Annotated in this window: 9 protein-coding genes; 4 read left to right on the plus strand and 5 right to left on the minus strand. The window is 68.1% G+C overall.

Features of this window, described 5'->3' with window-relative positions; genetic code table 11:
- The first annotated feature begins 105 nt into the window (after positions 1 to 105).
- The 4 genes from ptsP to AC5P56_RS10445 all read left to right on the plus strand — a co-directional run bounded on the left by ptsP (position 106) and on the right by AC5P56_RS10445 (position 6,629).
- Positions 106 to 2,616 carry a phosphoenolpyruvate--protein phosphotransferase gene (gene ptsP / locus AC5P56_RS10430; RefSeq protein ID WP_262225117.1) on the plus strand — a complete coding sequence of 837 codons (2,511 nt, stop codon included), beginning with the start codon at positions 106 to 108 and terminating at the stop codon, positions 2,614 to 2,616.
- Entirely contained in the window at positions 2,613 to 3,569 is a 957-nt protein-coding gene (locus AC5P56_RS10435) for a 1-phosphofructokinase family hexose kinase (protein ID WP_495231618.1), read from the plus strand. The genes ptsP and AC5P56_RS10435 overlap by 4 nt, the downstream gene beginning before the upstream one ends.
- Before the next feature lie 86 nt (positions 3,570 to 3,655).
- On the plus strand, positions 3,656 to 5,362 hold the full coding sequence (locus AC5P56_RS10440; protein ID WP_445391671.1) for a PTS fructose transporter subunit IIC: 1,707 nt from the start codon (positions 3,656 to 3,658) through the stop codon (positions 5,360 to 5,362).
- Positions 5,363 to 5,375: 13 nt separating this feature from the next.
- Complete coding sequence (locus tag AC5P56_RS10445; protein WP_049439696.1) at positions 5,376 to 6,629, plus strand: carbohydrate porin; 1,254 nt, start codon at positions 5,376 to 5,378, stop codon at positions 6,627 to 6,629.
- A gap of 113 nt (positions 6,630 to 6,742) precedes the next feature.
- On the opposite strand, the gene AC5P56_RS10450 is transcribed toward AC5P56_RS10445, so the two are convergent.
- From AC5P56_RS10450 to AC5P56_RS10470, 5 genes are read right to left on the minus strand one after another with little or no spacing between them, the layout of a single operon-like run.
- On the minus strand, positions 6,743 to 7,588 hold the full coding sequence (locus AC5P56_RS10450; RefSeq protein WP_041863456.1) for an aldose epimerase family protein: 846 nt from the start codon (positions 7,586 to 7,588) through the stop codon (positions 6,743 to 6,745).
- Entirely contained in the window at positions 7,578 to 8,615 is a 1,038-nt protein-coding gene (locus tag AC5P56_RS10455) for a glycoside hydrolase family 43 protein (RefSeq protein WP_049439693.1), read from the minus strand. Before AC5P56_RS10455 ends, AC5P56_RS10450 begins: the two co-directional genes overlap by 11 nt.
- Before the next feature lie 16 nt (positions 8,616 to 8,631).
- The gene (locus AC5P56_RS10460; RefSeq protein WP_049439691.1) at positions 8,632 to 10,116 is read right to left on the minus strand and encodes an MFS transporter; all 1,485 of its coding nucleotides are present in this window, start codon (positions 10,114 to 10,116) and stop codon (positions 8,632 to 8,634) included.
- A 59-nt stretch (positions 10,117 to 10,175) separates the two neighbouring features.
- A complete protein-coding gene (locus tag AC5P56_RS10465) occupies positions 10,176 to 12,869 on the minus strand; it encodes a glycoside hydrolase family 3 protein (RefSeq protein ID WP_495231619.1) in 2,694 nt (897 codons plus the stop codon).
- Positions 12,866 to 14,560, minus strand: coding sequence for a glycoside hydrolase family 43 protein (locus AC5P56_RS10470; protein WP_075076925.1), 1,695 nt, complete (start codon positions 14,558 to 14,560; stop codon positions 12,866 to 12,868). Before AC5P56_RS10470 ends, AC5P56_RS10465 begins: the two co-directional genes overlap by 4 nt.
- Positions 14,561 to 14,604: the final 44 nt, after the last annotated feature.

Below are 14,604 nucleotides of genomic sequence, written 5' to 3' on the forward strand. Positions count from 1 at the left end.
CAATGCTAACGCCAAAGAGCTATTGGCATTTTGTGCAGTGCACATTGAAATAGGCGGTGGGAACGTTCCCAATATGCCCAGCCATCCTTTTGCCGGAGCCGCCCTTTGTCGCCCCAGACCTTCCCCTCCCCCGTCAGCCGGGAACTGATCCGCCTGGACGCGCGGGCGCAGGACAAGACCGATGCGATCGCCCAGGTCGCGCAGATGCTGGTCGCGGCCGGCTGCGTGGCGCCGGGGTACGAGGCCAGCATGGGACGGCGCGAAGCGCTGGCCAACACCTTCCTCGGCCATGGCGTGGCAATCCCGCACGGGCTTGGCGAGGACCGCCATCTGGTGCGCCGCGATGGCATTGCCGTGCTGCAGTTGCCGGAAGGCGTGGAATGGAATCCGGGGCAGGTCACCCGTCTGGTGGTTGGCATCGCTGCCCAGTCCGATACCCACATTACCCTGCTGCGCCGCCTGACCCGGCTGATCCAGGATGAGGCAACGCTGCAGCGCCTGTTTGCGACCACCGATGCGGGTGAGATCGTCAACGCGCTGACCGGCGACATTGCGATCACGACCGCCCAGGTACCGGCCACCGATCTGGCCGAGCGCTTTGACTGGACCATTGCCTACCCCAGCGGCCTGCACGCGCGCCCGGCCACGCGCTGGGCAGAGACGGCGCGCCGCTTTGCGGCCCGCGCCCAGGTGCGTGCCGGCGACCAGGCAGCGGACGCCAAGAGTCTGGTCGCGCTGCTGCAACTTGGCCTGCGTCATGGCGATGCCGTCAGCGTGTCTGCCGAGGGGGCGGATGCCCCTGCCCTGCTGACCGCGCTGCGCAGGGTCATGGAGGACCTGGTGGCACAGGAAAAGGCCGACGCCGAACGCGCAGCACAACGCAAGGCCACGCCGGTGGCAGGCTGGAATCCGCCCGAGGCACAGGCTGCCATCGTCGGCATCGGTGCCAGCCCTGGGCTGGCAATCGGCCCGGTGCATGTATTGGCCAGCACGCAGGCCGAGGTCGCCGATCGCCCGGCCCCGCTCGGCGAAGGCGGGGCGCGTCTGCAGGACGCGCTCGCACGTACCCGCCAGCAGTTGGCCGCGCTGCAGGATGACACCCAGCGCCGGCTTGGCGCCTCGGACGCCGCCATCTTCAAGGCCCATGCCGCGCTGTTGGACGACACCGACCTGATTACCCGTACCTGCCAGCTGATGGTCGAAGGCCATGGCGTCGCATGGTCCTGGCACCAGGCCATCGAACACATCGCCTCGGGCCTGGCCGCGCTGGGCAACCCGGTGCTGGCCGGGCGCGCCGCCGACCTGCGTGACGTTGGCCGCCGAGTGCTGGCGCAGCTTGATCCGTCGGCCGCCGGTGGCGGCCTGGCCGACCTGCCCGCGCACCCGTGCATCCTGATCGCGGCGGACCTGTCGCCGTCCGACACGGCCAACCTCGACACTACCCGCGTGATTGGCCTGGCCACCGCGCAGGGCGGGCCGACCTCGCACACCGCCATCCTCTCGCGCACCCTCGGCCTGCCGGCGCTGGTCGCCGGGGGGGGCGAGCTGCTCGCGATCAGCGCCGGTCGCGAGGCGATCATCGACGGCAGCAGCGGGCGGCTCTACCTGTCTCCGTCCGAGGCCGACCTCGCCTCGGCGCGCGCGTGGATCGCCGAACAGCAGCAGATCCGCGAGCGTGAAGCGGCGCAACGCGCGCAGCCGGCACAGACGCCGGACGGCCACCGCATCGACATCGGCGCCAACGTCAACCTGCCCGAGCAGGTGCCGCTGGCACTGGAGCAAGGCGCGGAAGGCGTCGGCCTGATGCGCACCGAATTCCTGTTCCTTGAACGTGGCAGTACGCCCAGCGAGGATGAGCAGTACACCACGTATGTGGCGATGGCCAAGGCACTCGGCGGCCGCCCACTGATCGTGCGTGCGCTCGATATCGGTGGCGACAAGCAGGTGGCGCACCTGGAGCTGCCGCATGAAGAAAACCCGTTCCTGGGCGTGCGCGGCGCGCGCCTGCTGCTGCGCCGGCCGGACCTGCTGGAACCGCAGCTGCGTGCGCTGTACCGCGCGGCGAAAGACGGCGCGCGCCTGTCCATCATGTTCCCGATGATCACCTCGGTGAGCGAGCTGGTCGCACTGCGCGCCATCTGCGAGCGCCAGCGCGCAGCACTGCAGGCGCCCGGGGTACCGATCGGCATCATGATCGAAGTGCCGGCCGCTGCGGCGCAGAGCGATGTGCTGGCCCGCCACGCCGACTTCTTCTCGATCGGTACCAACGACCTGACCCAGTACGTGCTGGCGATCGACCGCCAGAATCCGGAGCTGGCCGCCGAGGCCGACAGCCTGCATCCGGCCGTGCTGCGCGCGATCCGCGCCACGGTGGAAGGCGCACGATTGCATGGGCGCTGGGTGGGCGTCTGTGGCGGGCTGGCCGGCGATCCGTTCGGCGCACTGCTGTTGGCCGGCCTGGGCGTGGACGAACTGTCGATGACCCCGAACGACATCCCGGCCGTGAAAGCACGCCTGCGTGGCAGCGCGCTGGCCGATCTGCGAACGCTGGCTGCGACGGCGCTGGACTGCGAAACCGCTGAGCAGGTGCGTGCCCTCGATGGAGTGCGCGCATGAGCGCCCGCGCCGTCACCATTACCCTGAACCCGGCAATCGACCAGACCGTGCGGCTGGCGCACCTGCAACCGGGTCACGTGCATCGCGCCCGCAGTTCCCGCGACGACGCCGGCGGCAAAGGCATCAACGTGGCCGCCTGCCTGGCAGACTGGGGCGTGCCGACCACTGCGCTGGGCGTGCTCGGCGATGGCAACGACGGCGTGTTCAGCGCACTGTTTTCCGATCGGGGCATCGCAGACGCGTGTCTGCGCATTCCGGGCCGTACCCGCACCAACATCAAGCTGGTGGAAGATGCCAACGGCGAGACCACCGACATCAACCTGCCCGGCCTGTCACTGTGCGACGCCGATCTGGACGCGGTATCGCGCCGACTCGACGCACTGCTCCAGCCGCAGCTGCCGGTGGTGCTGTCCGGCAGCCTTCCGTCCGGGCTGCAAGCCGATGCATGGGCCCGACTGCAGGCGCAGGTGCGCGCCGCCGGCGCGCGCGTACTGCTGGATACCAGTGGCGACGCGCTTGCCGCCGCGTTGAGTGGTGCACAGGGTGCACTGCCCTACGCGGTCAAGCCCAACCGCCATGAACTGGAGGCCTGGGCCGGCACGCCGCTGCTGGATCGCAGCGCCCTGCGCGCCGCGGGCCGGGCCCTGGTCGAGCGCGGAGTTGCACTCGTAGCGATCTCGATGGGCGCCGACGGCGCGCTGTTCATTGATCGCAGCGGCGCCCTGGTTGCACGGCCGGCGCGACTGGCGCAGGGCAGTACGGTCGGTGCCGGCGACGCCATGGTCGCCGGCATCGCCGCCGCCTTGTTGGAGCCCTCCCCCGACCTGGCCGGTTGTGCGCGACTGGCCACGGCGTTCTCGATGAGCTGGCTGGAGAGTGGCGACGCGCGACGGCTGGACCCGGCGCAGGTGCGCGCGTGGACCGGCGATGTACTGATCGAGCGGTTGGATTGAAACCCCTGCAGAGGGGGCTGCGGCTGGCCTTGGGCCACCGATGGCCCCTGCTGCAAGGACGAACCCGAAGAATTCCAGGAGTTGCCATGCAAGCTTCCACCGTAGTCATCGCCGCTGGCGAACGCAGCATCGAGGCCGTTCTTGCCGCCGAAGCGCTGCGCCGCGCCGCACGCCAGCAAAGGGTCGAATTGGCGATCGAAATCCGCAGCAATCAGGGCGTGACCGGGGCACTGTCCGACGCGCAGGCTGCCGCCGCAACGCAGCTGCTGCTGGTGGGTGACGGCGAGGCGGACAGCGCCCGCTTCGGCAATGCCCAGATCGTGCGCGCCGGCCTCGGTGAAGTGCTGGACGACCCGCTCGCCGTGCTGGCGCAGCTCGCCGCAGCATCGGCCCCCCTTTCCAGGGATGACGCGGGCAAGCGCATCGTCGCCGTCACCTCCTGCCCGACCGGCATCGCCCACACGTTCATGGCGGCCGAAGGCCTGCAGCAGGCGGCCAAGGCACTGGGCCACGCGATCCGGGTGGAAACCCAGGGCTCGGTCGGCGCGCAGGATGCGTTGAGCGACGGCGAAATCGCTGCCGCCGACCTGGTGCTGATCGCCGCCGACCGCGAAGTCGATCTGTCGCGCTTTGCTGGCAAACGCCTGTTCAGGAGCGGCACCAAGCCGGCGATCAATGACGGCCAGAACCTGATCCGCAAGGCGCTGGCCGAGGCTGGCGTGCAGACCGGCACGGTGGCTTCAGGTCGCACCACCGAGAAGGCCAGGGTCACCGGCCCCTACAAGCACCTGATGACCGGCGTGTCGTTCATGCTGCCGTTCGTCACTGCCGGCGGCCTGCTGATCGCACTGGCGTTCGCGCTCGGCGGCATCTATGCCTTCGACGATGCACACAAGGGCACGCTGGCCTGGTCGCTGTTCCAGATCGGCGCCAAGTCCGGCTTCATGCTGATGGTGCCGGCACTGGCCGGCTACATCGCCTACTCCATCGCCGATCGCCCGGGCATCGCCCCGGGCATGATCGGGGGATTGGTGGCAGTCAACATGGATGCGGGCTTCATCGGCGGCATCCTGGCCGGTTTCATCGCCGGCTACGGCGTGCATTGGATCAACCGTGCGCTGCGGCTGCCGCGCAGCCTGGAAGGCCTCAAGCCGGTGCTGATCCTGCCGGTGCTGGGCACGCTGCTGGTCGGCCTGTTGATGATGTATGTAATCGGTACGCCGGTGGCTGGGCTGCTGGCCTGGCTGACCGACTGGCTGCGCGGCATGCAAGGCAGCAGCGCGATCCTGCTTGGCCTGCTGCTGGGCGGCATGATGGCGGTGGACATGGGCGGACCCGTCAACAAGGCGTCCTACGCCTTCTCCACCGCATTGATTTCCAGCCAGGTCTACACGCCGATGGCGGCGACGATGATTGGCGGCATGACGCCGCCGCTGGGTATCGCACTGGCGACATGGCTGTTCAGTAGCCGCTTCACTGCCGAGGAGCGTGGCACGGCCGGTGCCGCTGGCGTGCTTGGCCTCAGTTTCGTGACCGAAGGCGCGATCCCCTATGCCGCGCGTGATCCGCTGCGCACCATTCCGGCGCTGATCCTTGGTTCTGCCGTGGCCGGTGCGATTTCGATGGCCGCAGGCGTCGAACTGAAGGTGCCGCATGGCGGCGTGTTCGTGCTGCCGATCCCGAACGCAGTCACCCACCTTGGCATCTACCTGCTGGCACTCGTGGCCGGCGTGGCCGTCACCGCGGTCGCGCTGCGCGTGCTCAAGAAGCCGGTCACGGCTCCCACCCTGTAAAAGGAACCCGCCCATGACCTCCCCTTCCCGCCGCCTGCTGCCGACAGTGATCCTGCTGGCCCTGCCATCACTGGCCGCAGCGGCCGACGCGAGCGACGTCTTCGCTCCGAAGCTCGCCTACACCGGCGAAGCGGCCGCCACGCTCGACGGTGGCAAGCGCAGCGGCACGGCCTATGCCGGCCAACTGATGTTCGGTGCCGACGTGGACCTGGACGCGGCGTTTGGCTGGCGAGGTGCGACGGTCAAGGCCTACGGCATCAACCGCCATGGCACCAATCTCGCCAACAGCAGTACGGGCAACAGCACCTCGGTGCAGGAAATCTACGGCGGCCAGGGCACGCGCCTGGCCAACCTGACCCTCGAACAGAAGTTCTTCAACGACCGGTTGGTGCTGGAAGCAGGGCGCAGCGTCGCCAACATCCATCACCTGGGTTCGGACCTGTGCCGGTACTTCCAGGGCAACTCGGCCTGTGGCAACCCGACCTACGTATTCCGCACCAGCAGTTTCACCTGGTGGCCGGTGTCGAGCTGGATGGCCGATGCCACGGCCTGGGTGACGCCCGATGTCTATGTCCGCGTCGGCGCCTACCAGGTTGATCCCAGCCAGGCCGAGGATGGCCAGCATGGCCTGAAGTGGAATACGAACCAGGCCACCGGCTGGATCGTGCCCTACACGATCGGCTGGCGCAGCCCTGCTTCGGCACGACTGAAAGCCCGCTACGAACTCGGTGGTTGGCAGGACAACTCGACCTATCGCGATCCGCTGCGCGATGCCAACGGCATTCCCGCGCTGCTCAGTGGCCAGGAATACGCGACGCGTCACGGTCGCTCAGGCGCGTTCGCCCGCTTCGAGCAGCAACTCACCAGTGATGGTGCCGGCCGCGGCCTGACCCTTTTCGGTGCGGCGCTCAAGGGCACCTCCGGCCAGTTGATCGAGGATCATTTCCTGCAGGCCGGCCTGGTGCAGAAAGGCACGTTCGCCCGGCGGCCGCAGGACAGCATCGCTTTCGTCGTGACCCAGCAGAAGTACAGCAGCATCGCGCTGGAAGACCTGCGCCTCGCCCGCGCCGCAGCCGGTGGCAGCGGCACCCCGCACGGGAGCCAGGTGATGATGGAGCTGAGCTATGGCATCCAGCTCACCCCGCAGCTTCGTGTTGCACCGAACCTGCACTACATCGTGCACCCCGACCAGTTCAATGAGCCCGCACGCCAGCATGACCTGCCGGATGCGCTGATCGCCGGCATGCGGATCGACTGGAACCTGTAGGAAATGTCAGGTGGTCCTGGCGCGCGGCCGGTGTCAGGCACCGGGTCCACGGCCGGTCCGGGCGGCGTACCGACCGCCCGGCACCCGGGTGATCGACTGCCCTGGCCGGGGTTTCAGGTGCTGTCCGCCGCCCACGCCAGTTCGAATGTCAACGCGAGGCGCTGGCCGGGCTCCAGCCGGTGCGGTGCCAGGGTGTAGCCATCTGGCGGGCCGCTCTGCGGTTCGACACAGGTGGCGTGCGGCGTACCATCGTAGACCACCCAGTGGTCGTGGTCCGACCTCAGCCGCAGGTGCTGGCCTTCGCGTATCAGCGTGACGTCACCGTCGGCGATGAAGCAGTCATCCCAGGGGCCGGTGGTGGGCTCCACGCGGGGCAGCGTGGCAATACCTTCCCTGTCCCGCGGATACATCGAGCGAGGACTGAACAGCAGTCGTTCCGGCTTCCGGAACCAGGGGTGCCAGCCCAGCACCGCCGGCATCGCCTGGCCGCCGGCCTGGACCGAGAGGTCCATCTGCAGGCTGTGAGCCTGCAACTGCAGGTCCAGCACGGCAGCGCCACCGAAAGGCCAGTAGCCGTCGCTCGGCAGCTCCAGCGACAACCGGGCTGCCGCCGCGTCCAAGCGGTCGATCCGCCAGGGTCGCGAGAAACCCACCCCATGGATGGCGTGCCCGTCGAAGTTGAGCGGCAGCCGATGCGGCCTGCCGTCAAAATGGAACTGTCCACGGCGGATGCGCCCGGCCCACGGTACCATCGGGTAGCAGCCCCACGCGATCGCCGCCGGGCCTGCCTGCTGCGCATCCACCAGCCATTCCACGCCCTGGTAGCGCAGGTGCGCCACGCGCCCGCCCGCCCCTGCGGCGAACGCAACCTCCAGTTCGCCGCACCTCAGCCAGTGCAGCTCGCCGGCTGGCAGCGGAGCCAGCGCATCATCCACCGGTAGCATCCGCTCAGGCCCCATACGGGTTGATCGTGCGGATGCTTCCGTCCGGCTCCATGTGCAGCGGCGTGCACTTGGCCGAGCGCAGGTGGGTGATGCCGCCGGACATCAGTGCATCGTGATAGAACAGGTACCACTGTCCTTCGAACTGGCAGATGGAGTGGTGGGTGGTCCAACCGACCACGGGGGTGAGGATCACGCCAGCGTAGGTGAACGGTCCATACGGGCTGTCGCCGATGGCGTAGCACAGCTGGTGGGTGTTGCCAGTGGAGTACGACAGGTAGTAGCGACCCTGGTACCTGTGCAGCCACGGACCTTCGAAGAAGCGGCGCGCATGGTCGTCCGCGCGCAGCGGCTGGCCATGCTCATCCAGGATCTGCACTTCGCGGGTGGGTTCGGCCAGCTCGGTCATGCCGGCATCCAGGCGGCCCACGCGCGGGCCCAGCGCCGGTGCGCTGCCCTCGGGCTCCTCGTGGGCCTCGCTGTACTGGTTGTCACGATACTTCTGCAGCTGCCCGCCCCATATGCCGCCGAAGTACAGGTAGTGGCTGCCATCCTCGTCTTCGAACACGGCCGGGTCGATCGAGTACGCACCCTTGATCGGCTCCGGCTGGGGCACGAACGGGCCCTCCGGCCGCGCACCGATCGCCACGCCGATGCGGAACCGGCCCTCGGCATCCTTGGCCGGGAAGTAGAGGTAGTAGCGGCCATCACGGCAGGCGGCATCGGGGGCCCACATCTGTTTCCGGGCCCAGGGCACATCGCGCACATGCAACGCCATGCCGCAATCGACGGCCGTGCCGTCGGGCGTATCCATCTTCAGCACATGATAATCCTGCATGCCGAAGTGGCCACCTTCGTCGTCGAATGGCTGGCCGCCGTCGATGTCGTGCGACGGATAGATGTACAGGCGCCCCTCGAACACATGCGCCGAAGGGTCGGCGGTATAGATGTGGGTCACCAGCGGTTGCGAAATGGCGTGCGCGGTGAGCTGCGCAAGACGGGCTTCGCTGGCCTGGCCGTCTTCGCCGGCAGAGAGGTCGATCATGGTCGTCATCTTGGAGTTACACGGAGGCGTCGGCGGAACGGCGACGCAGGTGGAGGTCCTGCTCGATGCGGGTTTCGGTGCGCTTGTCGATCCTGTAGAAGACCAGCAGCGCCACGGCGAGCAGGAAAGGAAGGGAGCAGTAGACGCTTACGGTCAGGCGGATGCCCTGCACCACGGCCTCAGGCTGCTGCGCCAGGCCGGCCTGGTAGCCGTAGTGGGCGAGGATCGCGGCGACCAGCGCGCCGCCCACGCTGAGGCCGATCTTCAGCCCGCACAGCATCGCCGAGAAGATGATCGCGGTTGCCCGCCGATGGTTCTTCCACTCCGAGTAGTCCGCGACGTCGGCGATCATCGCCCACAGCAACGGGATGGTGATGCCGTAGCAGAAGCCATGCAGCATGAAGGCGCCGAACGCCACCGCCACCGCCGTGGGTGGAAACAGGTAGAAGGCAAGCAGGAACAGGGTCGAGACAAATAGGGCGCCACCGAAGACGTCGCGCTTGCCGAAGCGGTCCGCCAGCCGTCGCGATGCGCCGATACCCAGGATCATGCAGAGGATGCCGCACGCGTTGAACAGGCTGAACGCCGAGGTGGCCGCGTCCTTCGGCCAGGTGAACGCCGCGAAGCCGGCGCTGGCCAGCGCAGCATTCAACGCGCTGACCAGGCCGTTGAACCCCGAGTTTTCAAGGAAGCCGGCCAGCGCCGCTTCACTCATGTAGTACTGGAAGTAGTAGATGTAGGTACCGCCTTTCAATGCCAGGTTGATGAACACCAGCACGGTCAGGGCCAGCATCACCTGCCACGGGCGGTTGTGCAGCAGGTCCGACAGGTCCTGCACTATGCCGCCGGTCTGTTCACGCGTCGGCACGATGCGTTCGCGGGTGGTGGCGAACGTGATCAGGAAGAACGCCGTGCCGATGATGGCGAATGCGGTCATGACCTGCTCGAAGCCGCGCACCCGGTCGCCGTCACCCAGGATCAGCACCAGCGGCATCAGCAGCACCTGGATGATGAACTGCGCGATCATCACGGCCACGAAGCGGTAGGCCGAAAGGCTGTTGCGCTGGGCCATGCTGCCGGTCAGCACGCCGCTCAGCGCCGAGTACGGCAGGTTGTTCGCTGCGTACACGCACACCAGCAGCGCGTAGGTGGCCAGTGCATAGATCACCTTTCCGCGCTCGCCCAGGTCCGGCGTGCTGAACGCCAGCAGGGACAGTACGCCAAAAGGAATGGCCGTCCACAGGATCCACGGCCGGAAGCGGCCCCAACGGGTGGTCGTCCGGTCAGCCGCGATGCCGATCAACGGCGTGAACACGAACGCACCCAGCAGGCCCACCACGAAGATGATCGTGGCCGCGGTCGCAGCTGGCAGGCGGTAGACGTCGGTGTAGAAGAACGCCAGGTAGGTGATCAGGGTCTGGAAGATCAGGTTGGCGGCGAGATCGCCCAGGCTGTAGCCGAGCTTCTCGCGTACCGATAGCGCGTGTTCAGTGCTTGCCATGCAGCGGACGTCCTGGAAAAGGGATCTGGGCGGAGGGAAATCGATGCCGGCGAGAGCGATCAGTCATGCGCGGACACCACCGTGAACCTGCCCTGCGCGCGTGCATCGGCACTGGACGCCCCCACCCTGACCTCGTAGGCACCGGGCCGCACCTCATACGCGGCGCGCGCTTCGTCATAGTGGCGCAGGGCCTGCGCTGCCTCCAGGGTGAACGTCACCGTGCGGTGTTCGCCCGGGGCCAGATGGATCCGCTGGAAGCCACGCAGCTCCTGCACGGCATCGCCGCTGCCAGCGTGCTCGCGCCGCACGTACAGCTGCACCACTTCGTCACCGCTGCGCGTGCCTGCGTTGGTCACATCGACCGCAACGCCCAGGCGGCCATCGGCCCGGAGCCTGGCTGCATCGAGGCGGAGCGTTCCATAGTCGAACCGCGTATACGACAGGCCGTGACCGAACGGATAAAGTGGCGTGCCGCGGAAGTAGCGATAGGTGCGGCCCTCCATGGCGTAGTCGTCGAATGCCGGCAACGCTTCGCTGGCCTTGTAGAACGTCACTGGCAACCGGCCGGCGGGATTGATGTCGCCGAACAGCGCCTGGCCGACGGCGGTGCCGCCGCGCTGCCCGGGGTACCAGCTCATCAGGATCGCCGGCAGATGCGACTGCGCCCAGTCCACGGCAATGGCCGAGCCGCCGGTGAGCACCATCACCACCGGCTTGCCGGTAGCGTGCAGGGCCTCCAGCAGGGTGCGCTGCGGCGCGGGCAACCGCAGGTCGGTACGGTCGCCACCGGCAAAGCCTGGATAGTTGACCGTCATTTCCTCGCCTTCGACATCGCCGGTAAGGCCACCGACGAACACCACCACATCGGCTTCGCGTGCGGCATCGAGCGCTTCATCGAACGGCGCCTTGGCGCCGGGCATGCGCCAGCCCAGGCGCACGCCGGCATCGCGCTCGTCGTCGTAGTACTCCAGCGTCAGCGCGTAGGCACGCCCGGCCTGCAGCTCCAGTTCGATGCCCTCGGCATGCAGGCGATCTGTGTTCACCCAGTGATCGATCACGCGCTTCCCGTCCAGGTACAGGCGGTAGCCATCATCGCCGGCCACCTCCAGCCGGTAGCGGCCGGACACGGGTGGCAGCAGTTGGCCGCTCCAGCGGATGCTGAAGCGGTCGTTCGGGATCCCCTGCCCCGGTGCCGCTTCGCCGCGTGCCAGCAGGTTGTCGGTCGGCGAGCCGCGGTCCCAGCGGAAGCCGATCTGCGCGTCGGTACGCACCAGGGCCGGCGTACCGGACAGGTCGGGCGTGCGGAAGTACTCGCCACGCAGGCCACGCTCGGGCGAGTCCGCCGAAGGCCGCAGGAAGGTCGGCTCGATCAACGGCGTGGCACCGGGATCGTCGCGGCCCTCCACCAGGTCCACGCCGCGGGCATAGCGAACCTCGACGCCCTTGGCCGCCTCGCGTATGCCCTGCAGGATCGTGACCGGCGCGGCCGGTGTGCCGAAGTAGTTGCCGAGCAGCGCCATGGTGTCGTCGGCAGTGGGTCCGACCACGGCAATGCGCTTGATGTCGCGTGACAGCGGCAGGATGCCGTCGTTCTTCAGCAGCACCAGCGACGCCTGCGCGGCCTTGAGCGCCAGCGCATCATGGGCCGGGGCCTGGTTCACCGAGGCCGGAATGCGCGCCCAGCGCACCCGCTCCGGCGGGTCGAACATGCCCAGGCGCATCCGTGCGGTGAACAGACGGGTCACCGCATCGTCGATCTCCGCTTCGCTGATCAAACCCTGACGCACGGCCGACGGAAGCGTGGCGTACTCCTGGCCGCATTCCAGCTCGGTGCCATTCCTGACCGCCAGCGCCGCAGCGGCTTCGCGCGTGGTCACGATATGGTGGTGCTTCCAGATGTCGACGATGGCCCAGCAGTCCGAGACCACGTAGCCCTTGAAGCCCCAGTCGCGTCGCAGCACATCGCGCAGCAGGAAACGGCTGGCACTGGCGGACTCGCCGTACACGCGGTTGTAGGCGCCCATCACAGCATCGACGTCGCCCTCCTTGACCAGCGCCTCGAATGCCGGCAGGTAGGTGTCATACAGGTCGCGCCGGCTGGGCCGTGCATCGAAGTGATGGCGGTCGGCCTCCGGCCCGCTGTGCACGGCCAGATGCTTGGCGGTGGCGTCCAGCTTGCGGTAGACGGGGTCGTCGCCCTGCAGGCCACGTACGAAGGCCACGCCCATGCGCGCGGTGAGGTACGGGTCCTCGCCATAGGTTTCCTGTCCGCGGCCCCAGCGCGGGTCGCGGAAGATGTTGACGTTCGGCGACCAGAAGGTCAGCCCCTGGTAACGGCCGTGCGCGCCTTCGCGGAGGAACTGGTGGTGCTTTGCGCGGGCCTCATCGCTGATCGTCGTGGCCACCTGCCCCATCAACGGCACATCGAAGGTCGCGGCCAGGCCGATCGCCTGCGGAAAGACCGTGGCCTGCCCTGCCCGTGCCACGCCATGCAGTCCCTCATTCCACCAGTCGTAGGCGGGCACACCCAGGCGTTCGATTGCCGGCGCGGCGTTCTGCATCTGCGCGGCTTTCTCTTCCAGCGTCATCTGCGCGACGAGTGAGGCAGCCCGTTGCTCGAAGCTGGCCGAAACGTCCAGCCAGGGCCGCGGCGCGGCTGCGGATGCGGCCGCCGCGATGCAGGTCAGAACGAACACAGTGAGCCCGCGGCGCAACGTGCGGCGACGGGCGTTGGACGACAGCGACAGCCTCATTTGCTTCTCCCGGTGCGCTCATCGCGCGCGAAGGGACCCAGCAGTGCGCCTACGAAGCCGCCCGCCCGGTCCGTGCTCAGAACGGTGCCATCCACCTTGCCTGCAAGCAGTTGCCAGCCCTGCCCGTCGCCGGTATCGAACGAGAACGCGTAGTCGCCCTCGTTGCCGTCGATCTTCAGGCGCAACGCGTCCGGTGCCCGCACCTCGCGGGTCGCCACGATGCGCGTACTGCCACCGCCATCACGAACTTCCAGGAAGAGCGAAAGTCGCTCGTCCGGAAGGCTGCGAACGCCAAGGAAGTACCAGTACGCCTCGCTCTGGAACGCCGCCAGGCCGGCCGCCACGCCAGGCCCCGGCCGGCTCATCGCGGCGCTCGCCTCGAAGCGCAGGTGCTGCTGGCGTCGGCCAAGGAACGCGGGATTGCGCAGCGTGTCCAGATCCTCGGCAAGCGGGTGCACGGCCAGCATTCCCGGGCGCGTGGCCAGGTCGGCCCAGGCGTGCTTGGGCACCCGCACGCGCAGCCACTGGCGATCGAGCCTCGGTCCATCGAAGTTGTCGCGCTCGACGAAGTTGCCGGTCGAGGGGGCCTGGGATGCCTCGCCCTGCATCCACGACGGCGCCTTGACCACGTAGGGGATGGGCTGGTCGGCCGGCAGGATCCGTGGCCAGCCGTCCTGCCAGCGCACCGGCAGCAGATAGGTCTCGCGCCCGGTGTTGTAGTGCCGCGTCTGATAGTTGCGGCTGGCCAGGAACACCGCCCACCACGAACCGTCCGGGCCTTCGACCAGGTCGGCATGGCCGGCATTGGTGATCGGTAGCGGTCGGTCGTCGGGCAGCTCGCGCTGGGTCAGGATCGGATTGCCCGCGTAGGGGTCATACGGGCCCCACACGGCGCGGCTGCGCAGCACCACCTGGGAGTGCTGCGGCCCGGTGCCCCCTTCGGCATCGGACAGGTAATACCAGCCCTGGCGCTTGTAGATGTGGGGTCCTTCGATCCAGATCGGGTTCTTCGCCGGCTCCACGCCCGCGTCGACCAGCACCCGGCGCGGCCCGACCGGCTTGAAGGCAGCCAGATCGATCTGCTGCATCCAGATGGCGCGGTGCCCGTCGTAGCGCGGCGGGCCGGGCGGTGCATCGTTGTTGACCAGGTACACCTTGCCGTCGTCATCGAAGAACAGTGATGGATCGATGCCATCGATGCCGGGCAGCCAGTGCGGATCGGACCACGGACCGGCCGGGTCGCGCGCGGTGGCAATGAAGTTGCCGCCACTGTCGGTGGCCGTGGTCACCACGTAGAAGACCCCATCGTGGTATTCGATGGTGGGCGCGAAGATGCCGCGCGAGACGCTCAGTCCGTCGAAATCCAGCTGCGTGGCGCGGTCGATCACGTTGCCGATCTGCTTCCAGTGAACCAGGTCGGCACTCTCGAACACCGGAATGCCCGGGAAATAGGTGAAGCTGGAATTGACCAGGTAGAACCGGCCGTTCGCGCTCACGATGCTGGGATCGGCATGGAAGCCGGCCAGCACCGGATTGCGGTAGTGGCCGGCCGGCAGCGGCGTGTCGAAGGCCGCGTCGTGGCCGCGGTATTCGAACCAGTCGAAGTACACCGGCGGTGCGTCCGGCGGCGCGCTGGCCGGGCTGGTTGCGGCCGACAGCAGGAGTGCCGCCGCCAGCAGGTGGCGCGCCATCGACCTCAGGCCGGCCCTGTCGCGGACCGGAGGGGACTGCTTGG

This window comes from Stenotrophomonas sp. YJH_SMC_131, assembly GCF_059367975.1.

Excerpts from the sequence above, each read along its gene's own strand:
- AC5P56_RS10435 (WP_495231618.1), top strand. The coding sequence starts at position 2,613 with ATGAGCGCCCGCGCCGTCACCATTACCCTGAACCCGGCAATCGACCAG.
- AC5P56_RS10440 (WP_445391671.1), top strand. The coding sequence starts at position 3,656 with ATGCAAGCTTCCACCGTAGTCATCGCCGCTGGCGAACGCAGCATCGAG.
- AC5P56_RS10445 (WP_049439696.1), top strand. The coding sequence starts at position 5,376 with ATGACCTCCCCTTCCCGCCGCCTGCTGCCGACAGTGATCCTGCTGGCC.
- AC5P56_RS10450 (WP_041863456.1), bottom strand. The coding sequence starts at position 7,588 with ATGGGGCCTGAGCGGATGCTACCGGTGGATGATGCGCTGGCTCCGCTG.
- AC5P56_RS10455 (WP_049439693.1), bottom strand. The coding sequence starts at position 8,615 with ATGATCGACCTCTCTGCCGGCGAAGACGGCCAGGCCAGCGAAGCCCGT.
- AC5P56_RS10460 (WP_049439691.1), bottom strand. The coding sequence starts at position 10,116 with ATGGCAAGCACTGAACACGCGCTATCGGTACGCGAGAAGCTCGGCTAC.
- AC5P56_RS10465 (WP_495231619.1), bottom strand. The coding sequence starts at position 12,869 with ATGAGGCTGTCGCTGTCGTCCAACGCCCGTCGCCGCACGTTGCGCCGC.
- AC5P56_RS10470 (WP_075076925.1), bottom strand. The coding sequence starts at position 14,560 with ATGGCGCGCCACCTGCTGGCGGCGGCACTCCTGCTGTCGGCCGCAACC.